The following is a 24,892-nucleotide window of genomic DNA, read 5'->3' as shown; positions in this document are numbered from 1 at the left end:
ATGTCGTCGGTCGAAGCCTATGAGAAGCCGATTCCCGTTCCTGATCCGGATTCGGCGCCGTTCTGGGCCGGCTGCCGCGAGAGCCGGCTGCTGATCCAGCATTGCGAGGCCTGCGGGCAAAATCAGTTCCCGCCGAGCAATCTCTGCGCCCATTGCGGCTCGCGCGGCTTGTCCTGGAAGCAGGCCTCCGGCAACGGCAAGGTCTTCAGTTGGATCGTGGTGCGGCACCCCGTGCCCAAGCCGGTCTATGCGCAGGACGTGCCCTACGTCGTCGCGCTTGTGGAACTTGCCGAAGGCGTGCGGATGCCCTCCAACATCGTCGGCTGCCCGGTCGATGATGTGGTTGCGGACATGCCCGTCAAGGTCATCTTCCGGCAGGTGACCGACGAGGTCGTCCTGCCGTTGTTCGAGCCTGCCTGAACGGGCCGGCTAACGGATGGCGGGCGAGGCGAGGACATCGCCCGTCCTCGAGCTTTGCGGGATACGGAAACGTAGCGGAACGAAGGCGATGAACTCCACCTCCGCCATCATCGCGCGCATGGGCGCACTCAGCCGCGAGGAAGTGCAGGCTCTGCAGCTCAGCAAGCTTCAGCGGCAGGTCGAGCGGCTTCACGCCGGGAGCGGCTTCTACCGCGAGCGTTGGGAGAAGGCCGGCCTGCACCCGCAGGATATCCGCTCGCTGGCGGACCTTCGGCGCATCCCGACGATGACCAAGGCCGATTGCCTGGCCGACCAGAACGAGCACCCTCCCTTCGGCCGCCGCCTCGGTATCGCGCGCGAGGACGTTGCGCTCGTCTGCATGACGGGCGGCACCTCGGGCCAGGGGCAGGAACTCTATGGCCGCTCGCAGCGCGACCTCGTCATGCAGGGCTATTTCCACCAACTCCCCTGGCACATCGTCGGGCTTCGACAGGGTGAGGTCGGACTGAACTGCGTCCCGTCCGGCGGATTGACGACCGGCGGGTGGGGACCCACCGAGGGCTTTCGCGCCGCGGGCGCGCTACCACTCACCGTCGGTGGCACGATGGGCACCGATGCCAAGATCGACCTGATGTGCCGCTTCGGCGAGGTCCATTTCGTCTATGCCTCGACCAACTATCTCCACACTCTGACAGAGGCGCTGCGGCGTCGCGGCATCGACCCGCGCAAGCAGTTCCCGACGATGAAGGCTCTCTTCATCGCTGCGGAGGGTTATCCGGTCGAATGGGCCCTCCAGATCCAGGACTTCTGGGGCGCCAAGCTGCATGAAGGCTACGGCAGCACGCAGGGTGCGGGTTTCATCTGCTCGACCGGTGAACAGGGCGTCGTCGCCTCCGACGGAAGCCGCGCGCCGATGCAGTGCTTCGACTGGCACGTGATCGTCGAGGTGATCGATCCCGACACAGACGAGCCGGTCAGGGAGGGCGAGTTCGGCGAGGTCGTTCTGACCAATCTCGACATCGAAGGCTCGGCCGTCATGCGCTTCCGGACGCGCGATCGGGTCCGCCTCCTGCCGCTGGCCTCCGCTGCCAACGGCCGCGCCTGGACATGCATCGAGAGCGGCACGATCGGCCGCTACGACGACATGATGAAGATCCGCGGCAACAATGTCTGGCCTTCCGCCGTCGATCTCGCCGTATTCGCCCATCACGAAGTGGCCGAGTATGTCGGCAGCGTCTTCGTCGACGAGAAGGGACGTACCGAAGTCCTGGTGAAGATAGGGCTCAAGCCCGAACATGCCGCGCTTGGCGACGAGGAACGCGCGGCAACTCTCAGGCGCATCCAGGCAGCAATCAAGGAACGCACCAACGTCCTGATGAAGACGGTCGAGGTCCCCCGCGCCGAATTGCCTTTCTTCGAGAACAAGGCACGACGCTGGAAGGACGAGCGTTCCAACGGCTACCAGTTCGCCGACAAGGCATCCTGACGCTATGACCGACAGCGCATCAGCCGCCACAACCGAGAGAGCGACATTCGAGGCGGCACTGCCCAGGTTGCGCGACGTGCTGCGTGACGCCGGCCTGCTCGCGGCGAATGACGCACTGGCAATAGAGCGCCAGTTCGCGGCCGGCCAGTCGAACCCGACCTATCTGCTGCGCGCCGGCGAACGACAGCTCGTCCTGCGCAAGCAGCCCTATGGCCATCTGCTGCCGCGCGCCCATGACGTCATCCGCGAGCACAACATCATCAAGGCGCTGCATGAGGCCGGCTATGCGACGCCGCGCCCGCTGTTCGCCGGCGATGACAGGGAGACCATCGGCACCAGCTTCTTCGTCATGGATTATGTCGCGGGCGCGGTGCATTCCGATCCCGCGCTGCCAGGGCATTCGCCGGCCGACAGGGCGTCCGTCTACCGCGCCATGGCCGAAGCCATGGCAGCGCTGCATCGCCTCGACCCGGAGGTCCTAGCGCCGGCAGGGGTCCGGCCGCGCGGCGATTTCATCGGCAGGCAGATCGGCGTCTGGCGCGGGGCCTATCTTGCCGCGCAGACGGAACCGGACAGCCGTATCGAGGCAGTCGGCCAATGGCTGCTCGACAACAAGCCGGCGGCTGAGAACATCCGCATCGTGCATGGCGACTATCGGATCGAGAACCTGATCTTCCAGGGCAGCGGGGTCGCGGCCGTGCTCGACTGGGAACTCTGCACGGTCGGCGAACCCTTGGCAGACCTCGCCTATTGCTGCATCTGGCACCACTTGCCGCACGACGTTTTGAACGGCCTCGCCGATCTCGACCTGCCGCGCCTCGGTATTCCGGACGAAGCGCAGTTCCTCGATGCCTACACCCATTCATCGGGCCTCGATGCCCGGAAGACGCATCGTTATTTCCTGGCCTTCGCTTTCTATCGGCTCGCCGCCATCCTGCAGGGCGTGTTCAAACGCGCGCTCGACGGAAATGCCGCCTCGCCGCAGGCGCTGGCGCGCGGCAAGGTGGCGGAACTCTGCCTGACGAGGGCGGCGGGGTTCGCGGAGCGCTCCTGATGGTCGAAGCCGGCCAACGCCGCGTCAGATCGCGGTGAAGCCGCCGTCGATCGCCAAGATCTGGCCGTTGACATGGGCGCCGGCATCGCTCGCGAAGAGCAGTGCTGCGCCCTTCAGATCATGCGGCCCTCCGAGCCGACCACGCGGCGTATGCGCCACGAGCTGCGCCTCGTGCTGTCCGAGCGTCGCGGCGGTGAGTTTCGAAGGGAAATAGCCCGGCGCCAGTGCGTTGACCGTGATGCCGAGCGGACCCCATTCGGCGGCGAGCGCGCGGGTGAAGTTGATCAGGCCACCCTTCGCGGTGTTGTAGCCGATCGTTCCAACGAGATCGGGATGATGGCCGCGCAGCCCCTCGATTGAGGCTACGTTGACGATCCGGCCGCGCTGCGCCGGGACCATCCAACGTTTCGCCACGGCTTGCGTCAGGAGGAATATCCCGGTGAGGTTGATCGCCATCACCTTCTGCCAGCCTTCAAGGGGATGATCGACGGTCGGTGCGCCCCAGGATGTCCCAGCATTGTTGACGAGGATATCGACTCGGCTATAGCGATTCGCGACCCAGTCGCAGAGCGTTGCTACGCCCTCGGCATGCGACAGGTCGCAGGCAAAAGCGGACGCTTCGGTGCCTTGCGCTTTGAGAGTGGCGACCGCTGTTTCAAGCTCGGCCGCCTTCCGCGCTACTAGAACGACCTGCGCACCGAACTCCCCGAACGCCTCGGCGATTTGCAGGCCAAGTCCGCGCGAACCGCCTGTGACAATGGCGACCCGGCCGGTCAGGTCGAGCAGGTCGTGGAGGGGACTAGACGACATGGTGGATGCTTTCGGCCCGGGTCCAGAGTGCACACGGCCCGCGTGTTGACCCCCGTGCATTTCTGTTGGACAAGTCAATAACCCGACATTGATCGAAAGCAAGCCCCGAGCGCTGCTACGGAATGGTGATGACGAAGCCGGACACACAGCGAGGCTTGGCCTTGGCGGACACCGTCGATGGCTGGCGCGTGCCATTCGTCATCGGGCAGGAACTGACCGCCGAAATCGCCTTCACGCCGCAATCGGTACGGGCATTCGCGACGTTGACGAACGACACCAACCCGCTCCATCACGACGCGGCCCAAGCTGCGAACACTCGGTTCGGTGGCCTAATCGCAAGCGGAACCCAAACGACTGGCCTGTTACTGGGCAGCCTTGCCAACCACATCTTTCCCGACAACGCCTCGCTCGGCCTCGGTTGCTCGTTCCAGCTCAAAAAAGCCGTGCCGGCCGATGCGATCATGACGGCGCGCTGGATCGTGCGGACAATCACACCAAAGCCGTCGCTGTCTGGCGTGATCATGACCCTAGATGGTGGCCTGTTGGGCGAGACCGGAGTTGCGTTCGTCGAAGCAACAGCAACGATCGCGGTTATGCCGCACGAGGCGTTACGTCGCGACCGGAATCGCGGGGCAGCCTAGAGGGTGCCTACTGCATCATTGCCGGCAGCGCGCGGATGCAGCGAAGGGGTCCGGGTTCGCATTGCCCGATCTTCCCTCGGCGAAAGACGTGCTATGGCGGGTTCCGAAACTCTCGCCGATCCTCGATAACCATGCCTAGTGATGGTAACGCCGTGACAAACCAGACCTTTAAGAAGCTCGACACCGCACCGGTCTACCGGCTGGTTTTCGACACGATCGAACAGCGGATCGTCAAAGGCGAGCTGAAACCAGGCGTCCTGCTGCCGACTGAAACGCATCTCGCCGAGCAATTCGGCGTCAATCGCTCGACGGTACGCGAGGGCATCCGCATGCTGGAGGAAAGCGGTCTCGTCCAGCGCAAATCGGGCCAGCGGCTGCAGGTCACCCTGCCGCACATCAACGCGACTGCGGCGCGTACGAGCCGCCTGCTGCGCCTGCATGAAGTCACGTTCCGAGAACTCTGGGAGGCCTCGATCGCGATTGAACCGGTCGTGGCCCGCTATGCGGCCGAACGCATCACGGCGCCCGAACTTGTCCAGCTCCAGCAAAATGTCGCGGAAATGGAAAAGGCGATCAACGACCATGTCGAAGTCGTCCGGCTAGACATCGTCTTCCACGACTTGATCGCCCTCGCGGCACGCAACCGCGCGCTTGGCCTCGCGCGGGAGCCGATCAGCCAGCTCTTCATGCCTGCGGGCAAGGCGATCCTGCCGCGTCTCAAAACACAGAAGCGCATTATCGACGCCCATCACGCTCTGCTGAAGGCGCTTAGGGAGCGCGATGCCGACGAGGCCGCTGCTTGGATGCATCGCCATATCGCAGACTTCAAGCGAGGCTTCGAACAGACGGGTCTCGATATCGACAGACCGCTCGAGAGTTTCTGAAGTTCCGGCATCAGTCAAAATTGCGCGGTTAGATCCTCATTCTTGACGCGCTTTTGAACTGCCTGAATCGAGTATATCGCCGCTCGGCCTTGCCGAAGCTGCGGGTCGCTGAGGCACCAGCCGTCCCGCCCTACTGCGCCGCCGTACCGAGCCGTCATACTGATCCGCACGCTTTCGCCGCAGCTGCGCGGGCCCGCGCGACGTGTCTGGATACCGCACTGCGCTGCGCATACCATGCCGCGCCTTCAGACTCGAACCTGTGACCTCTGCCTTCGGAGAGCAAAGTAGTGAATTGCTTAAGGGCCTTTTTCCACAAAGGCCCTGAGCTGAACTTGATGGGCTCGGTATCTTCGGTTCTCGCTCAACGCGAAGATGTGGCCCATAGCCGACGTCTGAAATGTCTGCTTGTGGGCAGTCGGTGAACCTGCTCCTCTCGGCGGCGTTTCCCACACGAGAGTGGGCCTATGCCTATCCCGTCGTTCCGCTCTCCCGGCGTCCTGGATTCATAGGAGTTCCTCGTCTCCGAGGCGATCCTTGCTCGGGCGTGGGGGACGTTAGCCTACGACAATGCGATCGCCGGCACGGATGAGGATGCCGCAAACGCGCACCTCGGCGGGATGTTGGCACGCCTATTGTCGGACCGCTCTAACTCGATAGACGACCTGTCGACGGCTGCGGTCGACGCGTTCCGGGCAATTAAGCAACTCAGGTAACCGGCCAGATCGGTAAAATGATACCGATCACATCCGAATCGAAAAAAGCTCCACGAGGCCTCTTGATCCTCCCCATGGATTGTATAATAAAATACAATCCATGTTACAGATCGTGACTTATCCCGGTTTAGGCGACGGGCCAAACCCCATGGGACCTGCGCCGCTTTCGCCGGCACGCTGGGGCGGCGACCATCTTTATATCTCCGGTCAGGTCGGGATCGTGCCGCAGACAGGGCAGGTCGTCGGGACAACGGCCGTGGAACAGGCGCGGCAAGCTCTCGCCAACCTTCGTTCCCTCGTTGAAGCCGCCGGATTGACGATGGCGGACGTCGTCAAGACCACGATATTCCTCGTCGATCTCGATGCCTTCCCGGACGTCAACGCCGTCTACCGCAAGTTTTTCCTTGCGCCCTATCCGGCGCGTTCGACGGTCGGCGTCATCCTGACGCCGCCTTCGCTGCTGTTCGAGATCGAAGCGGTCGCGGTGCGGCCCGGGTCCCAGCATCGGTGACGCGAACCCTCCACATCCACATCCAAGATGATTGCAGTCTCGAAGCGGGCCTGCGCGTCTCCGAAACGCAGATACGCGGGGCCCTTGCGGCCGCCGGCCTTGCCGAGGCGGCGGACTGGCCCTTGACCGTCGCCGAGGGGGCGGGCCCTCTCCCCGGCAATGCGAGCGATGCCGAGGTGCTGTTCACCACCACGAAGCTCGATTTTTCGAAGAGCGCCACGCTTGCGCCGAAACTAAAGCTCGTGCAGACGATCTCGGCAGGGGTCGAAGCCTATCTGAAGACCCTGCCAGCCGGCGTGACCTTGTGCAATGCTTCGGGCGTGCACGGTGCCAAGGGTGCGGAATTCATCCTCGCTGCGCTTCTGATGCTGAATTTCGACATTCCCCGTTTCGCCGACGACAAGGCCGTGCGCCTCTAGAAGCCCAGCTTCGGCCCGCCGATCGCCGGCAAGCGAGTGACAATGCTCGGTGTCGGAGCGATCGGGACAGCCGCCGCGCGCCGTCTGCAAGGCTTTGGCCTGTCGGTGACCGGCGTCACGCGCAGCGGCATGAGCGATGCGCCATTGAATCGCTGCGTTCCCGTCGCGAGCCTCGATACGGTCCTGTCGGAAACCGATTATCTGGTGTCGAGTCTGCCACTGACCGCGGCGACCGCCGGGCTGGTCAGCCGCCCGCGCCTCGCGATGCTGCCGGCGGGCGCCGGGATCGTCAGCGTCGGCCGGGCCAACGTCTTCGACTGCGACGCCCTGCTCGAGGCTCTCCACAGCGGGCATCTCGGAGGCGCCGTCCTCGATGTCTTTCCGTTCGAGCCGCTGCCCTCAGACAGCCGGTTCTGGACCGCGCCGCGGACGATCATCACGCCGCATTGCAGCCTGGACGACCATGTCGCCTATCGCGACGCCTGCCTGTCCATCTTCGCCGACAATGTCCGGCGCTATGTCGAAGGGACGCCGCTGCGCAACGTCGTCGATCCCGCCCTGGGCTATTGAGGGCGGCCGGCTTTACCCGGCTTCCGTCACTGGGACCAGCTGATCGGCACTGATGCCGTCGAGCGAGGCAGACCCCATCCAAGCCAGCATGGCCGCCAGTTCGTCGACCCATCGCAGCAGCAGATCCCGGGCGCGAGGCGCGCCCCCGCTCGCCAGCGCGGCCACTAGCGGCCGGGTGACAACCGCCAGCGACGCACCTGCCATGCAGGCGACGAGCACGTCGGTCCCGCTGCGCACGCCACCGTCCAGCAGCAGCGGCAGGCCGCCCTGCAGCGCGTCCCTGATCGCGGGCATCTGATCGAGACCTGTAACCCAGCGCGAAGATTGCCGCAGCCCGATATTCGAGACCACGACCGCCGCGGCCCCGGCATCGCGCGCCCGCACGGCATCCTCTGGATGCAGGATGCCCTTCAGGATCAGCGGCAGGCCGCGTTCGCGGCACAGCATCGCGACGGCGGCGATATCGCTCCAGCCCCATTGCGGGAAGGCCGGCAGCGCGGCGATGCCGGCGCCGGCCGATCCGATCGTGGACAGCTCCCGCCTCATCAGCTCCTCGCCGATGCTGAAGCCGCCGGGATAGAGCCCCGGCCTCGGATGGACAGGCGCCAGCACGGTCAGGACGAGCGCCGCGATGCCCGCTTCCGCGCTGCTGGAGGCCAGATCGAGAACCCGCTGCAGGGGCCCGGCGGCGCGCAGTTGCAGCCAGCACAGGTCGTGGACCCCGGTCAGGGCCTTCAGCGGCGTGACGGCCTCCTCCGATACCAGTAGCGGCAGGCGCAGGGCGTTCAGCACCGGCGCCAGGGCCGCGATGCCGCCTTCGCTGAACACCGTGTCTCCGGCATAGGCCCCCGCGACGATGGGCGCGCCATAGGCTTTTCCGAAGAGGACGACGGAGAGGTCGGGCGCGCCGGACCCGGTCATCACCCGCGGCAGCAGCCGGTAGCGGCGAAACGCCCGTTCGTTGGCATCCTCCTCGCCGGGCTGCGCATCGCGGGCGCGGCCGACCAGATAGGCGTAGACGGCCTCGCCCAATGCGGCCCTCGTCTCGTCGGCAAACGGCAAGGGCATCGTCACGCCTCCGGCAGCTCGAACTCGTCCTGCTGGCGTTCCTGGCGCAGATAGGCCTGGAAGGCAGGCGTCTGCGGATCGACGATGATCGAGGGCGGCCCCTGCTCGATCAGGGCGCCATCCTGCAGGAAGACAATATGGTCCGCCACCTTCGCGGCGAAGTCGATGTCATGGGTGCTGATGACCATCGTCATGCCGCTGCGGGCCAGTTGGCGGATGGTGGCGTTCACTTCGCGCACCAGCTCGGGATCCAGCGCGGAGGTCGGCTCGTCGAAGAGCAGGAGGTGCGGCTGGCCTGCCAAAGCGCGCGCGATCGCCACGCGTTGCTGCTGGCCGCCGGACAATTCATGGGGCAGGCGATCGGCAAATCCGCCGAGGCCGACCGTCTGCAGGGCGGCGTAGGCCTTGTCGCGGGCAAGCGCACGGCTTTCGCCCTGCACGATGGTCGGGATGCTCATCACATTCTCCAGCGCCGACATATGGTCGAACAGCGCGAAATGCTGGAACACGATGCCGACGCGGGATGCAGCCCTGTTGGCCGGCAGGGCACGGGCGGAGAGGGCATGCCCCCTGGGATCGGTGCCGATCCTGTGGCCGCTGACGGTGATCGACCCATTTTTGACGGGGCTGAGCGCGACGATCGACTTCAGCAAGGTGCTCTTGCCGGAACCGGACCGGCCGAGCAGGGCGACGACCTGGCCGCGCGGCACGGTGAGCGACAGGTCCTTGAGCACCGGCTTGGCGCCATAGGCCACTTCGAGGCCCGCGACATCCAGCACCGGCAGCGCGCTTTCGCTCTTGCCGACCCGCAGGGAGGCGAACAGGTCGAAGGGGCGCGGCTTCGGCTCGCGCAGCATGCGGCGCTTGGCCCGCCGGGCGCGGAATTCCAGCCCGAACCGGCTCTCCAGCCACCACTGCACGCACGCCAGCCCCGCCGACATCAGGATATAGATGCCGCCCGAGGCAGCGAGCACCGGGATGAACAGGAAGTTCTGCGAGACGATGGTCTGGCTGCGCATCGTCAACTCATTGACGCCGACCACCGAGGCGAGCGCGGTCGATTTCAGCAGGCCCACCGCCTCGTTGCCCAGCGTCGGCAGGATGGCACGCAAAGCCTGCGGGATGACGACGTGGAGCATCTCGTCACGCCGCGAGAAGCCGAAGGCCTGCGCTGCGAAACGCTGGTTGCGATCCACCGACGTGATGCCGCCGCGCATGATCTCGGCGCAATAGGCCGTCTCGTTGATCATCAGCGCCAGCAGCGCGCTGGCGAAGGGCGACAGCCGCAGGCCGAATTGCGGCAACACGTTATAGAGCAGGATGAGCTGCAGGAGCACCGGCGTGCCGCGCAGGATGTAGATATAGGTCTGGACCGGGAGGCGGATGAACCAGTGCGGCGAGAGGCTGGCCAGCGACAGAAAGAAGCCGATGAGCAGCCCGCCCGTCAGCGCGCCGACCATCAGCTGGATCGCGACGAGCGCGCCCTGCCAGAGGAAGGGCAGCGTCAGATACTGAAGAAACGGCTCCATCGGTCGGGCCAGCCCTCTCGTCCTGTCAGGTCCGTTACCGGTCAGCCCATATTTTCCACGGGCCGCTGGGCCTTGGCGCCCTGGCCCCATTTCTCGAGCAGCTTCTCATGGGCGCCGCTCGACTGGAGCACCTTGAAGGCATCGAGGATCGCAGACCGCATCAGGGCGTTGTCCTTGGCGATGGGGTAACCGTTGCGGATAGGCAGATCGACCGTGAAGGCCTCCTCCAGCTTCGGATCGAGCCTGGCCAAATTGCGCGCCACCGGTTTGGCCGTCATGTGGATGTCGGCCCGGCCACTCTGAACCGCCAGGATCGCGTTGTCGGTGTTCTGCACCAGCAGGACCTCGACCTTGGGCTTGCCGTCCGCCTCGCATTTCGCGCTCTGCTCGGGCGCAACATTATTGGCTTCATAGGTGCCGGCCGCTGCGGCGATGGTTACGCCACAGAGGGAGTCGAGCCCGGTGAGCTTTTTGGGGTTGCCCTTAAGCACGACCGAACCGTTGATGACCTGGTAGGACGAGATGAAGGCGACCTGCGCGATCCGCTGATCGGTGACGTAGATCGACGGGCCGATGTCGTAGCGCCCGCCCATGACCGAGGTCACCAGCACGTTGAAGGCGCCGAGCTGGAACTCGTAGGTGAAGCCGAGGCAGGCGCCCAGACGATCGAAGGTGTCGGGGTCCAGCCCTTCGAGCTTGGCCGGATCGGCAGCGCTGGGCGACTGGAAGCCCATATTGTAGCCACCGAGCCCGATCGTCAGCTTCTTGCCGACGAGCGAGGGATATTTCGCCTGCAGCGCCTTGCATTCCGGCATGGCGGCGAAGGCTTTCGCATCCGGCATGACGGGGCTGTCCGTTGGCACGTTCTGCGAATGGGCGTTGCCGATTCCAAGACTCATCAGCAGTGTGAATGGAACGAGACGGGAGGGGGACGGCATCGCTGATCTCCTCGGCGGGGTCGGTTCGGCGACAGGTGCTTCCGTCGCCTGCAAACATTCAGGGGATCGATCGAAGCGACCGCTATTCCCTTGACGCATTGTAAGATTGTATATAATCTTACAGCTGTCAATGAAGCGCCTGCTGAAATTCGCGCCATGATTAGGTTCGAGGCAGCAGGGCGACGACGAATCGCCCAGCAGGCCGACGCGACGATGCCGCGGCGCGCTAGCCGGGTGCGACGAGGCCAGGAACCGGCGCTTCGCCGACGCGGATCTGTGCGCGGCGACGCGTACGCGAAGAGACAAAAGGCAGGCATGTCGAACCCGATGATGAAAGATGCTGCAGGCCTCGCCCCCGACGAGTTCTCGTTCGAAGTCGGCACCTGGGAGGCGCCGCGCCCGAAGACGCTGGCAGACCATGCCTGCGAGGTCATTCTGGCCGCGGCCGTGCGTGGCGTGCTTCTCCCCGGGGACCGCCTCGTCGAGAAGGATCTCTGCAACATGCTCGGTATGAGCCGGGTGCCGGTCCGCGAGGCTCTGCGCACCCTCGAAAGCCAGGGCATCGTCACGAGCGAGCCCTATCGCGGCATTCGCCTGATGTCCGTCAGCCACGAGAAGCTCAACCAGATCCTCGACGTTCGCGCCGCGCTCGAAAGCCTGGCGTGCCGACGGGCGATCGAGGCCGGGTGCAACGACGCGCAAGGAGCTGCCCGGCTGCAACGGGCCGTCGACGAACTGCGCGCAGCGGGAGAGCGCGGCGATGTCTACGGCTTCGCCAAGGCCGACACCAATTTCCACCGGACGCTCTGCTCGCTGGCGGAGAACCCCATCCTCTCGGCCCAGTGGGAGACGCTGGCGCGCCAGCTCACGATCGTCTTCGGACTGTCGACGCTCGGCAAGCCGGTCGGGACCATCGTCGAAGAGCATCTCCTGCTGCTCAGCGTGTTCCGGTCCGGCAACCTCGCGGCGATCGAGGAGGCCGTGCGCCAGCACATTCTCGTCCAGCCGCACGAGGTCGATTTCGACAAGGTCATCGCGGAGCGCAGGCAGGCGCGGCAGAGCCGGCCCTCCGCCTGAACGATCCAGGCCGCTGCGGCCTCCCATTTCCTCATCGAAAGGCCCCGCCATGAAGATCGTCGACGTCGAAGCGTTCTACCTCAAGCTGCCCGTCATCGAGGAGCGCTCGGATTCGTCGCAGGACGCGCTGATCGTCCGGATCACCACCGATGCCGGCATCGTCGGCTGGGGCGAAGTGGATGGTTGCCCCTCGGTCGTCAAGGCGATCATCGAGGCCCCCTATTCCAGCACGTTGGTCACGGGCTTGCGGCAGGTCCTCATCGGCGAGAACCCGCTGGAGACGACACGCCTCTGGGAGAAGATGTACCGCGCGACGATCTTCTACGGTCGCGGCGGTGCGGTGTCTCAGGCGATGGCCGGCATCGACATCGCGCTGTGGGACATCAAGGGCAAGGCGCTGGGTCAGCCCATCGTGCAATTGCTCGGGGGCGCGATGCGCGACCGGATGCGCGTCTATTCCTCGAACATGTTCCAGTTCACCGTCGAGGACACGGTGGCGCGCGCCAAGGCGGCGATCGATACCGGCCATACCGGTGTCAAATTCGGCTGGGAGCCGTTCGGGCAGGACGAGCGGATGGATCTCGCCTATGTCGAGGCGATCCGTGCGGCTATCGGCGACGACAACGACTTCATGCTCGATATCGGGATGGTCTGGGATGCCAAGACCTGCATCCGGCGCGCACAGCTGTTCGAGCCCTATCGGCTGTTCTGGATCGAGGAGCCGCTGCACCCCGACGACTACAAGGGTTACGGGCGTGTCTCGGCCGCCTGCAGCCAGCATATCGCGGCGGGCGAGGAGGAGAGCTCGGTGACCGGGTTCGAGCGCCTGATCGATGAAGGCGGGATCGATATCGTGCAGATCGATCTGACCCGCTGCGGTTTTACCCAGGCGATCCGCATTGCCGACTATGCCGCCTCGCGCGGCCGCAAGGTCTGCAACCACAATTTCTCGACGGACATCAACACCGCCGCCTCGCTCCATTTCCTCTGCGCGATCAAGAACGCGCTCGTCATGGAATATTGCGTCGAGCCCGGCGAGATCTCGAGCAAGCTGGCACGCAATCCCGTTCGCATCGCCGACGGCTATGCGCATCTGCCGACGGAGCCCGGCCTCGGTGTCGAGCCGGACATGGATGTGATCGAGCGCTTCCTCGTCAGGGCTTAGACCGGCGCCTGGTATCGACCATAGCCTGGGAAGGCCGCTACCCGCCCCCGGTTCCAGACCGTCTGGCCGCGGACCAGGGTCCTGACGGGCCGGCCTGTGCAGGCCATGCCCTCGAAGGCCGTCCATTTCGCCTGGCCATGCAGGTCGCGGCCATGCACGGTCCAGCGCTCGGCCGGGTCGAACAGGCAGACGTCGGCGTCGAAGCCCGGAGCAATCGCGCCTTTTCGTGGATAGAGCCCGAAGCGCCGGGCCGGCGCCGTCGCGATGAGCCTGGCGAAATCGACCAGGGACATTCCCCGCTCGGCGACGAGATGGCTGAAGCTCATCGGCACCAAGGTCTCGATGCCGGTCAGCCCCATTCCGGCTTCCCAGATCGATGCATCGCCCGCGCGCTTCTGCTCGGGAAGATAGGGGCAGTGGTCGGAGGCCAGTATGTCGAGCGCGCCCTCGACGACGAAGCGGTTCAGCGCATCGACATTGGCGCGCGGCCGCAGCGGCGGACCGCAGCGGGCGTCGGCGCCGATCCGCACCAAGTCTTCCTCGTCGAGGATGAGATAATGCGGACAGGTCTCGGCGGTGACATCGACCGAGCCTCGCGCCTGCGCGATCAGGGCTGCGGCTCGCGCCGAGCTCAGATGGACGATATGGCAGGGCGCATTTAGCTCGCGGGCGAGAGCGATCACGCGGGCCACGGCCTCGACCTCAGCCAGCTCCGGCCCGGCCTGCGCATGGGCTCGGACATCGTGACGTCCCGCGGCCTTGAGCCGCGCGATGGCGCCATGAAGCATCGCCTGGTTTTCCGCATGGATGCCGATGACCGCGCGCAGCGGGCCCAGCAGCCTCATCGCTCGGGCCAGACCGTCATCGTCCAGCATTGGCAGGCCGCGATGGTCGGGCGCCTCGCCGCTGGCCGAACCGCTGCACAGGAAGGCTTTGAAGCCGAGCGCGCCGGCTTCGCGCAGGGCGACGAATTCCCCGTCATTGGTGCCGTCGAGGCCGGCCCACAACCCGAAGTCGACGACGCTGTTGCGGGCGATGAGATCGCGCTTGGCAAGGAAGGCCGCCAGTGTCGTCGCGGGCGGCGCGGAATGCGGCATTTCCAGGAAGGTCGTGACTCCGCCGGCTGCGGCGCCGAGGCTGCCATTCCGCAATTCTTCCGCCGAATCGTCTTGCGAGCCGGTGAAATGGACATGGACGTCGATCGCGCCAGGCAGCGCGACCAGGCCGCCGGCATCGATGCGCTCCGTCGCCGAGCCCGCGGCAGCGCCATGGCCGAGCGCCGCGGTCCGGCCGTCGCGAATGCCGATGAAGCCGGTGAAGCTCGCCGTCTCGGTGACGATCCGGGCGTTCTCGATCAGGACATCGAAGTCGCTCATGCCGCGATCTCCGCTGCCAGCAAGGTGTCGGGGGAAGGCTTGGTGCCGAGCCAGCCGGCCCGCTGCATGATGTCGGCAAAGGCGATCATGTCCGCCCGGGCGATCTGCGGCGTTGGGGAAAAGCAGCCCCAGCTTCGATAGGCATCGATGACATCAGTGAGCGCCCCGATCTCATAGCCGGGATAATCGTCGCCGACGAGATCCGCGATGCGCTCGGCCGGCAGCGTCGCGATATCACGCAGCGCGGCGGCGATGCCGTCGCGAAACCGCCGGAACAGATCGGGCTCGGCCGCCAACCGGTCGCTGCGCGCGATATAGGCGCTCCACGGCACGGCCGGCGTGATCTTTGCCATCGGATCGACGATCGTCAGGCGGCCGGCCGCCCTATCGGGGCCGAGCGCGTGCAGCGAATGGTGGATCACGATCGAGGGATCACCTTCGGCCCTCGCGATATCGTCGTCGAGGCACCCGCTTCCGGCCTCGATCGCGACCGCCGATTCGAGCCCGGCGACACGCAGGGCTTCGCGCAGGCACAACGTCGCGGTGATGACGTTGCCCGAATCGATCACCGTCTTGCCGGCAAGGCCGGAAAAGCCGCCGGCCACGGGGGCCGCGGCCGCCACGACCCATGGATTGGCCCGCACGAGGCCGCAGAAGCTAACGATGCCGTCCACCCCGTCTTCCAGCAGCTTCATCGTCACCATCGGTCCGCCGACGCAGGCATCCGCGAAACCATCAACCACCGGCCCGATCTGCCCGCCCATCGCGGTATGCCCGCCGGTCTGCGATTCGACGAAGGCGACGGCGATGTCCTCACGGCTGAAATATCCCGCGCGTGCGGCGAGATAGTGAGGCAGGTAGTAGACGCGCGCCTCGCTGGCGTCGCCAATGTTCAAACGCAGGGACTGCATCGCCGTCTCCATATCAATTGTATAATTGTATTCTATTTTAGGGCAATCGGAATACATTTTTGCAAGGCGAGATTTGTAGGGTAAGTGGAACGAGGCCCCGCGCGAAAGCCTTGGTTAGCGTCTGCCTCGATGCCGGCAAGGCGGCGGACGGATGACCCCGTCACGCACTCGCCTCGCGGGCTCAGGCGGGTGTCAGTCCCCGGAGGGCTTGCCGTCAGCCCGGTTGGACGATGGTCGTGACGACTAATTTGGAGCGCAGCGATTTGCCCTCCGCGATCCGCGCCAGACCTTTTTCTAATCGCTCAAGCTGATGCGGCTTGACCCACAGAGCGGCGCTCTGACGCAGGTCGGCGACTTTCCCCATGACGGCATGCTTTGGAATTCGGACACGCGGCCGACGTCTAAGATGGATCGGGAATGGCCCATTGCGGAACTTGGGAACGTCTGGTCACGGGCACTTCAACCAAGATTAATCCGGGTGACCGATTCTGCCCTGCCCAGCTTGCCAACACGCGGATTAGTGCCCCGGAATCAAAAAGCTAACGCAGTTTCCGAATTGAGACGCCTAAAATGGCGCGTATCGTTCGAGACATTTGGGGCACTCCTTCAAACCCCGCTGCAATCGCTGCGTCTTGAGGAGAGCGTCCGGCCTTGAGTTCTGCTATGGCCACCTCGCTCCGGAATTCCAGCAGTGACCGATAGGGTGTCCGTCCAGTTGCCGCGCGAAAGCAGCGCGTAAAATGGAACTTGCTCAGGCCGACGACGGATGCCATTTCGTCCAAGCGTATATCGCGCGCGATATTGTCCCGCAGAAACTGGCGCAAGCGCCGGATGTCATCTGGATGAAGCTGGCGCTCGTTAATTCTCGTCACATTCGCCGATTGGTACGCGGCAAGCTCCAAGAGGGCGACGTGCCCGAGCATGTCGATTACGAATTCGAGAAATGGTGGTGACTGGCGTATCGCGTTGGCGATTTTTCCAAAGGTCTGACCAAGTTGTTCGGACCGAAAATAAACGATCGGATTTTTAAGAAAATGGTCAATTTGAAGCGATTGGGGAATTGCTTTAGTATCAAGATATAAAGCGGTAAAAGATTGATCGCCTTTAGCAGGTTTGCACCAGCCGCGAGCAGGCGTTCCAGCCGGCAGGAACGTAAGAGTATTACGGAGATCTTGCGATCTATAAGATCGATCGCCATCCACCTGCATCAAGCCATCTTCAAATATAAGGCCGTGAAGGGCCAGGTAATGCGCGTCACCCTTGACGGCAAATTCATAATCCGCCGGGTCCTGCGCCTCCACATAGTCGGCTGTCAGGGCGGCGGATGGCACGGACACGCGGGACACGCGGCGCGCGCTCTCCAAGGTGAGGTCAATGAGAGTGCGGGTCTGCAAATAGAAGCGCGCTCCCTTCCGATCGGTGATCCAGAGTGGAGGATTCTTCGTACATTGACAACTTAAACAATTTCTGCCGGAAAGTTGACATAAATTGCGCTACGCCTTACCTAGCGAAAGACGTGCTATAATACCGTATTATCGTTTTATTTTCAGTAATATACACTAATTATAGTCCCATTTGGGACTATAATTTTCATCATACTTGATGGGCCTAAGTTTAATATTGTTATACTTTCTATTTGCTGCTTGCACTCAGTGGCGCATTTCCGACAGCTCCGAACGTTTATCTGCAAATTCGCGCATGTTCATTCTAAGTTAACCCGTTGTACATATGAATCGGCAGTAAGCGGTTGATCTCCCAAACGAGATCAGCTGTGTGATGACAGAAATTGCGGCTTGCAGGCGCCTCTCGCGGGTTGGCGCCTTCGAGATGCATGTTGCCGAAACGGGAAAGCACGAGATGTCGATCCGGAACTTCATCAATTTTGGCGTGCACACCGCCGAGGCCGAGGCCATAAGACGGACTCAGGCCGTCATCGAGTTTGAGCCGTCAGGGAAGATTATTTCGGCCAACGAGATGTTCCTCGGTTGCATCGGTTACAAGCTCAGTGAAATCAAAGGTCAGCACCATTCGATGTTCGTCGATCCGGGCGAACGAAATGGTACCGCTTACAATACGTTCTGGTCCGAATTGGCGGCCGGGAACTCTAAACAGGCCGAGTTCCTGCGCATTGGCAAAGGGGGTCGGCGTCTTTGGCTGCAGGCCATTTACATGCCCATCGTGGACTCGTCTGGGCGCGTGACCAAAGTGATCAAGTTCGCCACGGACATCACCGCGAACAAGACCAAGATCGCCAATCTGGAAGGTCAGCTGGCGGCGATCAACAAGTCCCAGGCCGTGATCGAATTTGACCTGAATGGCAAAATTCTACATGCGAACACCAATTTTCTGGCGTTGACTGGTTACTCGGCAGGCGAGATCGAAGGCCAGCATCATCGCATCTTCGTCAGCGACGACGATCGTGCGTCGCCGGCCTATGCACAACTCTGGGAAAAGCTACGCCGGGGAGAATTCGACGAAGGGCGTTATCGTCGCATCGGTAAAGGCGGCAAGGCTGTCTGGATCCAGGCGAGCTACAATCCTATACTCGACGCTCTCGGCAGTCCGTGGAAGGTCGTGAAGTACGCCACGGACATAACGGCTGGGAAAGAGAACGAAGACCAGATGACGTTTGCGATCGAACAGGTCGCGACGGTTGTCGAGGCTGCGAAAGACCGCGACCTGACGCGGCGGATCTCGTTGGCGAATCTCAACGTCGCCAACCAAGCGCTTTGCGGTGGCGTCAATGAGCTGATCGGAACCTTGTCGAGCATCGTGGGAGAGGTCGCTGTCGCCGCAGATGGGATCGATACTGCAGCCCGAGAAATCACTGCCGGCGCTGATGACCTGTCGAAGCGGACCGAGGAGCAAGCCTCCAGCCTGGAGGAAACGGCTGCAACGACCGAAGAACTTGCTGCGAGCGTCAAGGCCTCAGCGATGAACGCTCGTAACGCCGCGACGCTCGCCGAGGCGGCGACGAATGCGGCGCAGTCCGGCGGCGACATCGCCATGGAGGCTGTCAGAGCAATGGCGCGGATCGAGGATGCCTCGCAAAAGATCCAGGCCATCACGCGGGTCATTGATGACATTGCATTCCAGACGAACCTGCTTGCGCTCAACGCGGCGGTGGAAGCCGCTCGCGCAGGTGACGCAGGCAAGGGGTTTGCTGTGGTGGCAAGCGAGGTGCGTACGCTAGCTCAGCGGTCAGGTGAGGCTGCAAAAGATATCTCGGCTCTCATTTCGTCCTCAAATGTCGAAGTCAGCGACGGCGTCAAGCTGGTGCGCAAGGCGGGAGACGCTCTGACGATTATTCTCGAGACGTCGCAAAAAGTAGCCTCGACCATCGCAGATATTTCAGCCGCGAGCAGCGAGCAGGCGAATGGCATCGACGAGATGAGCCAGACGGTTGCGCATCTAGACGAGATGACCCAGTCGAACGCAGCTCTGGCGGAGGAAAGTGCCGCATCTGCCAACGCTTTGGCAGACCGTATCGCCCAGCTGAATCTCCTCGTCGCGGGATACCGCACCGAGGCGTCCGATGGGTCGGCATCGCAAGCTCCCCATCGCCTTCGTAAGCAGGTCGAGGCCGCGTTCTCGAAACCAACAGCGGCCAAAACACAGCAGCGCGGAACGGGTCAGCCGTCGAGAAAGGTTGTCAACTCGCGCGGAGCATCCGGATGGGATGAGTTCTGACAAGAACCCGCCTTAATCGATGACATCTCGCCTTGAGGAGCAACTTTGTGTTGAGAAGCGAACTCCTGCCCGAAATTTCTGGCGGGTTAGCGAATATGCCTCATGGCGACGCCTTTTCTCTACTGGTTCGTCTGGCCTCTGCAATGTTGGCGGGCGTCATTCTTTCATCCGCCAGGCGGGATCCCTCGCATCCTGTCCGGCGGTGCGCTGATGAACTAACAAAGCTCGGCTTTGCTGAACGGGTTCCGAACAGCTCCATAGAAGAGCTCGTTCAGCTCACTCAAGAGGTCGGTGCGCAGATCTGGCGGTTGATAGAGTTTCAATCAGATCCTGAACTGCGAGAAAACCTCTTGAGATTGGTGATGCCGATTTGCCTGCCGGCGGCCAGGCTCATTTAGCGTTTATCACGGGAGTTGCTTCGTCTCGCGCTCCACGACAATCGCGCGAGATTGGCTAAGGGCGACCGCCCGAAGCAAGATGTCGCACGGCCTAGTTAAGTTTCCGAAACGCCTCTCAAGGAAAAATTAAGGCTCGCGACCGAAGGGAGATATTGGGGATTTCGTACGCAGCTATTGGAGCCGACGTGAGCGCCTACCAATTGGTCTATTATTCCCGCAATACGATCGCCTCCGCATCCATGAGTCCATTGGACGCGCTGCGCAGCATCGTTACGGTATCGCAGGCGAACAACAAGAACGACGGTATCACCGGATACCTGATCTTTGACCGGACTTGCTTCCTCCAGATCCTCGAGGGCGAAAAGGCGCAGGTCTACTCGACGTTCCGGCGCATCGAGGCCGACCCCCGCCATCGCGACGTCGTTGTCATGGGCGCCCGAGAGGTGCCGGCCCGGCTTTTCCCGAACTGGACGATGGCCGGCGCCGTGCGCACGCTCGACCAGGACGAGATCTTCATGCGCTATGGCATTGGAAAGACGATCGTGCCGTCCAGGCTGAAGGCCGACACCGTTGTCGCGCTGGCTCAGGACCTTCTGGAATTCCACGCCGAGACCAAGGCTCGGGCGAGCGCCTGATTTGGTTGCTTGAGCGCCGTCGTGAACCTCGACCGGCCCAACGATGAACGTCTGGTTTTCGGCAAGCCCCCAAGGTCGGGAGCTGGCGCGGCGCGCCCCTCGAGCCCCTCTGCAGCTGTTTGTGGGTAATCTCATCGCCCCTGACTACGCCGCGTTATCGTTCGGCATTGCCTGACAGGGTCTTGGGCTCGCGCCGCCGCCCGATCGCCTGTTTGCTCCGCGACGGGACCTACCGGCCGTAATCTACAAGTAACCTCGGCAGCCAGAGCACCGTCGCCGGAAACAGCGAAATGATCACCAGCACGATGAAACCGGCGCCGAGGAACGGACCCAGTTCCCGGCTCTCCTCCTCGAGCGTCACATTGGCGAAGTTGGCGCAGATGTAGAGCAGGATGCCCACGGGGGGCGTGATCAGCCCCAGGCAGAGGTTGAACACCATCACCAGCCCGAAATGGACGAGGTCGATGCCCACCGCCTGCACCACCGGCACCAGCACCGGGATCAGGATGAACATCGCCGGCAGCGGCTCCATGAAGATGCCGATGATCAGCAGGAAGACGTTGATCATCATCAGGATGATCGTCGGATCCGAGGAGACCGAGGCGATCCAGCTCGCAATGGCGCGCGGCGTGCCCGAGACCGCCAGAAGCCAGCCGAAGCCCGACGACAGGGCGATGATGAACATCACCAGCGCCGTATCGAGCGCTGTCTGGACCAGGATCGGCCAGATCGTCTTGATGCTGAGTTCCTTGTAGACGAAGAAGCCGATGAAAGCGGCATAGACCACGGCGATGGTCGCGCTCTCGGTGACCGTGACGACGCCGCCGGTGACGCCGATCAGGATGATCACCGGCATCATCAAAGCCCAGCTCGCCGGGAGGATCAGGCGGGGAATCTGGCGAACCGGCACCGATTCCGAGACGGGATAGTTGCGCTTCACGGAAATCCAGTAGGCCGCGACCATCAGCGAGAGTGCCAGCAGCACGCCCGGCACGATGCCGCCGAGGAACAAGGCGATGATCGAGACGCCCTTGCCCGCCGACAGCCCGTAGATGACGAGCGGGATCGAGGGCGGGATGATCGGCCCGTTGACGCAGGCCGAAGCCATCAGCGCGGCGGCGAAGCCGCCGCCATAGCCCTGCTTCTTCATCGCCGGGATCAGGACCTTGCCGAGCGCCGAGGCGTCGGCCGCAGCCGATCCCGAGAGCCCTGAGAAGATCATCGCCGCCGTCACCGAGGTCAGCGCCAGCCCGCCGCGGAACCGGCCGACCATGGCATTGGCGAGATTGATGATCTGGTGGGTGATGCCGCCGCCATTCATCAGGTTGCCGGCCAGGATGAAGAACGGAATCGCCAGCAGCGCATAGGAATCGGCGCCGACGAGCGTGCGCTGCGCCAGGATCGACATCGGCAGCGAGCCATGCGCCATGATCGCGGCGATGGTGGCCAGCCCCATCGCGAACGCGATCGGGACAGAGAGCGCCAGCAGCAGGAAGAAGCTGCCGATCAGGATCGTGCTCATCGTCAGAATTCCCCCGCGACGCCGACAGGCTGCCTTTTCGAGGGATCGACGATCTTCTCGACGAAATAGAGCATCATCATCGCGCAGGAGACCGGCGCGGAGACGTAGAACCAGGCCGGAGTGATATCGAGCGCGCCATAGGTGTTGGGCAGGACGTCGATCGAGAGCTTCACGCTGTAGATGAACAGCACCGTGATGAAGATCAGGTTGGAGATCTCGATCAGCCAGAACATCACCTCCTGGGCGCGGCCCTTCAGCATGCCGATGAACATGTCGACGCCGATATGCAGCTTCTGGCGGTAGAGCACCGCGGCGCCGATGAAGGTGATCCAGATGAACAGGATGTTCGAGACCTGCTCGATCCACGCGATCGGCGCGTTGACGACATAGCGCCACCACACCGCCGCCAGCGTGATCAACACGATCGCCGCGACGCAGAGGCCGAGCGCGAATTTGGCGGTCTCGGTGACGATGTCCGATAGCCTGCCGATGAGCGCCTTCATGGAGAGCTCCGCTGTCTTGCCGGGTGGGCGTCGCGACGCGCTCGCGCGCTGCCCCGGCAAGAAGCCGAGGCGGCGCGCAGGCGGCATCGGGCTCTGGTCAGGCGATCTGGCCGATGCGGTCGGCCCATTTCTTGCCGGCAGGGAACTCGGTGGTCAGGTTCTTCACCGTTGCGGTGAAGGCCGCCTTGTCGACCTCGGAGATCACGATCTTCTTGGCCTTGATCAGCTCCAGGATGCGGACATCGTCGGCGATCACCTTCGGCCGCATCTCGGCCTCCATGTCGCGCGCCGCCTGGTCGACGGCCTTGCGCAGCTCCGGCGTCAGCTTCTGATAGGCTTGGTCGCCCATCAGGATGCAGTTGTCCTGCATCATGTGCTCGGTCAGCGAGAGATGCGTGTTGGCGTCGAAGATGCCGGAGTTGAAGGTCAGGCCCATCGGGTTCTCCTGGCCGTCGATCACGCTCGACTTCAGCGCCTGGAAGACCTCGGGGAAGGGCAGGGGTGTCGGCGAGGCCCCGAAGAGCTCGAAGGTGCGGCGCCACAGCGCCGTTTCCGGCACGCGGATCTTCAGCCCCATCATGTCGGCCGGGACCTTCACGACCCGGTTGCAGGAGAGCATGCGCGGCATGCGCGGGATCGCCCCCAGCGGCCTGAGCTTGCCGGCCTTGGCGATGTCCTCCTGGTATTCGGCCCGCATCGTGTCCCAGACGCGATCCTTGTGGGCGACATCCTTGAACAGATAGGGGTGGGTCCAGACCTCGGCCGGGCGATACCAGCCGGCGACGACGCCCTGGCCCGGTGTCGCGATCTGGATCGCGCCCTGCAGGACGGCCTCGACATGCTCGCGCTCGCCGCCGAGCGCGCCGCCATGATGGCTGGCGACATCGATCTGGCCCTTGCTGAGCTCGCCCAGGCGCTTGCCGAAGAAGTCGAGGCTGACGCCGATGAAATCCTGCTGCGAGGCGGCGTTGGCGCCGATCCAGCTGATCTTCTGGGCCCTGAGCACGCCCGGCATGGCGATCAGCGAAGCGCCTGCGGCAAGCCCGCGCAGTGCCGCGCGGCGTGTCGGAAAGAATCGTCCCTTGGTGGTCATGGTGTTTCCTCCTCTGTTGTCGTTCGGCCCGTTATCGGGCTCTGGGGTGTCGTGACGGGGCGCAGATGCGCGCCCCGTCACGGAATCGCTCACGCCGCCTAGGTATTGGGGCGTGCGAAGGCTGCCTCCATTTCACGCCGGACCTTCACGGCGGTATTGGCCGGGTCGTAGGCGACATCGCTCCATTTCAGGCGCTGGCCCTCGGCGATGTCGGTCTTGAGCTTGACGTTATGGGCCAGGCCAAGCGGCAGATAGCCCTGGTCGAGCGAGGCCGTAGCCGGGGTCTGCTTGCCCCAGACGCAGAACCCGCCTTCGCCGTCGAGCATCTCTCCGGCCTTGAGCGCACGCTTGGCGGTGGCGACGACGTCGGAGTTGAACATGATGGGAGCGCCGGTCGCTTCCTTGCGCAGGGCAGCCGACGCGACCGAGATGCCGAGCTCGAGCCCGATCATGTGGATCGGCCGGTAGAGGCAGGAATACTTGCCGCTCTTGTCGGGCAGCATGCTGTATTCGCGGAAGCACTCCTCGCTATAGGCGCTGTCGCTCTCGAACACGACATAGGTGCCCATTACCAGCGAATGCGGCACGTCCGTGCCGTCGCGATAGACCGAGGAGGTCACCTCGGTGACGCCCGCCCGTTCGAGCACGCCGCCATCGGCCTTGGGCTTGCAGATCTCGGCATGCTCGAAGCGCGTCGCCGGCGGGAACGAGAGCCCCTCGGCCTGCGAGTGCAGGCCCGTCGCGTTGCAAACCGCCGTCATCTCGATGCCAGACTTCGTGCCGTCGACGAAGGAATTGAACATCTTGGGATTGATCGAATTGCGATCCTTGATCTTCATGTATTTGTCGAGGATGTCCCAGACCGTATCGGGCGTCGACTGGTGGTAGGTCGGGTGGTAGCGCGTGCCCTTGCCGGCGCTGACGACCTTGAAGCCCGCCGCGCGAGCCCAGTCGACATGGTCGGCGATCAGGGCCGGCTGGTCGCCCCAGGCCAGCGAATAGACGACGCCGGCGGCCTTCGCCTTTCGCGCCAGGATCGGGCCGGCGACCGCGTCGGCCTCGACATTGACCATGATGATGTGCTTGCCGTGCTCGATCGCCTTGAGCGCGAAGGCGATGCCGGCGCCGGGATCGCCGGTCGCCTCGATGATCACCTCCACGGCGGGATGCGTGATCAGGCTGTCGGCATTGTCGGTGATGAGCGTAGCGCCGTTCTTGAGCGCGTCGTCGATCGTGGCGGCCGCGTACTGCGCGTCGGACCAGCAGGCGAGCTTGAGCTGGGACCGGGCTCGATTGGTGTTGAGATCCGCAACACCGACGATATGCATGCCGTCGGTATTGCGGGCCTGCGAGAGGAACATCGTTCCGAACTTTCCGGCGCCGATGATGGCGACCGTGACCGGCTTCCCGGCAGCCTTCCGTTCGAGCAGCATGCGATGCAGGTTCATGTCGTCTCAAGCCTTCCGCCCTGGGCCGATC

At 63.6% G+C, this 24,892-nt stretch carries 25 protein-coding genes; 13 read left to right on the top strand and 12 right to left on the bottom strand.

Translation table 11 applies throughout. The features are described from left to right. The 3 genes from AXW83_RS15270 to AXW83_RS15260 all read left to right on the top strand — a co-directional run bounded on the left by AXW83_RS15270 (position 1) and on the right by AXW83_RS15260 (position 2,960). Entirely contained in the window at positions 1-420 is a 420-nt protein-coding gene (locus AXW83_RS15270; RefSeq protein WP_066614905.1) for a Zn-ribbon domain-containing OB-fold protein, read from the top strand. 88 nt (positions 421-508) lie between these two features. Further along, positions 509-1,906, top strand: coding sequence for a phenylacetate--CoA ligase family protein (locus AXW83_RS15265; protein WP_066614903.1), 1,398 nt, complete (start codon positions 509-511; stop codon positions 1,904-1,906). Between the two features lie 4 nt (positions 1,907-1,910). Further along, complete coding sequence (locus AXW83_RS15260; RefSeq protein WP_066614901.1) at positions 1,911-2,960, top strand: phosphotransferase family protein; 1,050 nt, start codon at positions 1,911-1,913, stop codon at positions 2,958-2,960. A 24-nt stretch (positions 2,961-2,984) separates the two neighbouring features. Here AXW83_RS15260 and AXW83_RS15255 read toward each other — a convergent pair whose 3' ends face one another. Further along, positions 2,985-3,770 carry an SDR family oxidoreductase gene (locus AXW83_RS15255; protein WP_066614899.1) on the bottom strand — a complete coding sequence of 262 codons (786 nt, stop codon included), beginning with the start codon at positions 3,768-3,770 and terminating at the stop codon, positions 2,985-2,987. Between the two features lie 161 nt (positions 3,771-3,931). Between AXW83_RS15255 and AXW83_RS15250 the strand changes: the two genes are divergently transcribed. The 5 genes from AXW83_RS15250 to AXW83_RS27135 all read left to right on the top strand — a co-directional run bounded on the left by AXW83_RS15250 (position 3,932) and on the right by AXW83_RS27135 (position 7,508). Further along, positions 3,932-4,411 carry a MaoC family dehydratase gene (locus AXW83_RS15250; RefSeq protein ID WP_168166101.1) on the top strand — a complete coding sequence of 160 codons (480 nt, stop codon included), beginning with the start codon at positions 3,932-3,934 and terminating at the stop codon, positions 4,409-4,411. A gap of 152 nt (positions 4,412-4,563) precedes the next feature. Further along, positions 4,564-5,295, top strand: coding sequence for a FadR/GntR family transcriptional regulator (locus AXW83_RS15245; RefSeq protein WP_210179603.1), 732 nt, complete (start codon positions 4,564-4,566; stop codon positions 5,293-5,295). A gap of 861 nt (positions 5,296-6,156) precedes the next feature. Next, on the top strand, positions 6,157-6,519 hold the full coding sequence (locus AXW83_RS15240; RefSeq protein ID WP_066614893.1) for a RidA family protein: 363 nt from the start codon (positions 6,157-6,159) through the stop codon (positions 6,517-6,519). Then, entirely contained in the window at positions 6,516-6,938 is a 423-nt protein-coding gene (locus AXW83_RS27140) for a Rossmann-fold NAD(P)-binding domain-containing protein (protein ID WP_066614891.1), read from the top strand. The genes AXW83_RS15240 and AXW83_RS27140 overlap by 4 nt, the downstream gene beginning before the upstream one ends. A gap of 42 nt (positions 6,939-6,980) precedes the next feature. After that, positions 6,981-7,508: an NAD(P)-dependent oxidoreductase gene (locus AXW83_RS27135; protein ID WP_066614886.1), complete on the top strand. Its 528-nt coding sequence runs from the start codon at positions 6,981-6,983 to the stop codon at positions 7,506-7,508. A 12-nt stretch (positions 7,509-7,520) separates the two neighbouring features. Here the strand turns inward: AXW83_RS27135 and AXW83_RS15225 are convergent, their stop codons facing one another. From AXW83_RS15225 to AXW83_RS15215, 3 genes are read right to left on the bottom strand one after another with little or no spacing between them, the layout of a single operon-like run. Next, positions 7,521-8,576: an alpha-hydroxy acid oxidase gene (locus AXW83_RS15225; protein ID WP_066614884.1), complete on the bottom strand. Its 1,056-nt coding sequence runs from the start codon at positions 8,574-8,576 to the stop codon at positions 7,521-7,523. A gap of 2 nt (positions 8,577-8,578) precedes the next feature. Next, a complete protein-coding gene (locus tag AXW83_RS15220; protein WP_066614881.1) occupies positions 8,579-10,105 on the bottom strand; it encodes an amino acid ABC transporter permease/ATP-binding protein in 1,527 nt (508 codons plus the stop codon). 41 nt (positions 10,106-10,146) lie between these two features. Continuing rightward, positions 10,147-11,043, bottom strand: coding sequence for a transporter substrate-binding domain-containing protein (locus tag AXW83_RS15215; RefSeq protein ID WP_066614879.1), 897 nt, complete (start codon positions 11,041-11,043; stop codon positions 10,147-10,149). Between the two features lie 315 nt (positions 11,044-11,358). On the opposite strand from AXW83_RS15215, the gene AXW83_RS15210 reads away from it, so the two are divergent. Both AXW83_RS15210 and AXW83_RS15205 read left to right on the top strand, forming a co-directional pair. After that, positions 11,359-12,120 carry a GntR family transcriptional regulator gene (locus tag AXW83_RS15210; RefSeq protein WP_066614877.1) on the top strand — a complete coding sequence of 254 codons (762 nt, stop codon included), beginning with the start codon at positions 11,359-11,361 and terminating at the stop codon, positions 12,118-12,120. A gap of 49 nt (positions 12,121-12,169) precedes the next feature. Then, a complete protein-coding gene (locus tag AXW83_RS15205) occupies positions 12,170-13,285 on the top strand; it encodes a mandelate racemase/muconate lactonizing enzyme family protein (RefSeq protein WP_066614875.1) in 1,116 nt (371 codons plus the stop codon). On the opposite strand, the gene AXW83_RS15200 is transcribed toward AXW83_RS15205, so the two are convergent. The 4 genes from AXW83_RS15200 to AXW83_RS26595 form a co-directional block, all read right to left on the bottom strand. Further along, positions 13,282-14,661, bottom strand: a complete 1,380-nt coding sequence (locus tag AXW83_RS15200) for a dihydroorotase (protein WP_066614873.1) — start codon at positions 14,659-14,661, stop codon at positions 13,282-13,284. The two genes, AXW83_RS15205 and AXW83_RS15200, sit on opposite strands and share 4 nt — an antisense overlap. Then, complete coding sequence (locus tag AXW83_RS15195) at positions 14,658-15,572, bottom strand: ABC transporter substrate-binding protein (RefSeq protein WP_168166100.1); 915 nt, start codon at positions 15,570-15,572, stop codon at positions 14,658-14,660. The genes AXW83_RS15200 and AXW83_RS15195 overlap by 4 nt, the downstream gene beginning before the upstream one ends. A gap of 214 nt (positions 15,573-15,786) precedes the next feature. After that, positions 15,787-15,936: a hypothetical protein gene (locus AXW83_RS27130; protein ID WP_156640076.1), complete on the bottom strand. Its 150-nt coding sequence runs from the start codon at positions 15,934-15,936 to the stop codon at positions 15,787-15,789. A gap of 175 nt (positions 15,937-16,111) precedes the next feature. Next, on the bottom strand, positions 16,112-16,966 hold the full coding sequence (locus AXW83_RS26595; protein ID WP_082767154.1) for a helix-turn-helix domain-containing protein: 855 nt from the start codon (positions 16,964-16,966) through the stop codon (positions 16,112-16,114). Positions 16,967-17,348: 382 nt separating this feature from the next. On the opposite strand from AXW83_RS26595, the gene AXW83_RS15185 reads away from it, so the two are divergent. From AXW83_RS15185 to AXW83_RS15180, 3 genes are all read left to right on the top strand, one after another. After that, positions 17,349-19,262, top strand: coding sequence for a methyl-accepting chemotaxis protein (locus AXW83_RS15185; RefSeq protein WP_066614867.1), 1,914 nt, complete (start codon positions 17,349-17,351; stop codon positions 19,260-19,262). Positions 19,263-19,312: 50 nt separating this feature from the next. Then, positions 19,313-19,660 carry a hypothetical protein gene (locus tag AXW83_RS27125; RefSeq protein ID WP_156640074.1) on the top strand — a complete coding sequence of 116 codons (348 nt, stop codon included), beginning with the start codon at positions 19,313-19,315 and terminating at the stop codon, positions 19,658-19,660. A gap of 185 nt (positions 19,661-19,845) precedes the next feature. After that, entirely contained in the window at positions 19,846-20,295 is a 450-nt protein-coding gene (locus tag AXW83_RS15180; protein WP_156640072.1) for a BLUF domain-containing protein, read from the top strand. 229 nt (positions 20,296-20,524) lie between these two features. Here AXW83_RS15180 and AXW83_RS15175 read toward each other — a convergent pair whose 3' ends face one another. The 4 genes from AXW83_RS15175 to AXW83_RS15160 form a co-directional block, all read right to left on the bottom strand. Then, positions 20,525-21,817: a TRAP transporter large permease gene (locus AXW83_RS15175; protein ID WP_066614865.1), complete on the bottom strand. Its 1,293-nt coding sequence runs from the start codon at positions 21,815-21,817 to the stop codon at positions 20,525-20,527. Positions 21,818-21,819: 2 nt separating this feature from the next. Next, positions 21,820-22,320, bottom strand: a complete 501-nt coding sequence (locus AXW83_RS15170; RefSeq protein ID WP_066614863.1) for a TRAP transporter small permease — start codon at positions 22,318-22,320, stop codon at positions 21,820-21,822. A gap of 97 nt (positions 22,321-22,417) precedes the next feature. Continuing rightward, positions 22,418-23,413: a TRAP transporter substrate-binding protein gene (locus AXW83_RS15165; protein ID WP_066614861.1), complete on the bottom strand. Its 996-nt coding sequence runs from the start codon at positions 23,411-23,413 to the stop codon at positions 22,418-22,420. Positions 23,414-23,511: 98 nt separating this feature from the next. Further along, entirely contained in the window at positions 23,512-24,861 is a 1,350-nt protein-coding gene (locus AXW83_RS15160) for an NAD(P)H-dependent oxidoreductase (RefSeq protein WP_066614859.1), read from the bottom strand. Positions 24,862-24,892: the final 31 nt, after the last annotated feature.

The organism is Bosea sp. PAMC 26642 (assembly GCF_001562255.1).
In the GTDB taxonomy this organism is placed as follows: Bacteria; Pseudomonadota; Alphaproteobacteria; order Rhizobiales; family Beijerinckiaceae; genus Allobosea.
This window is presented reverse-complemented; position numbering and strand designations above follow the sequence as displayed.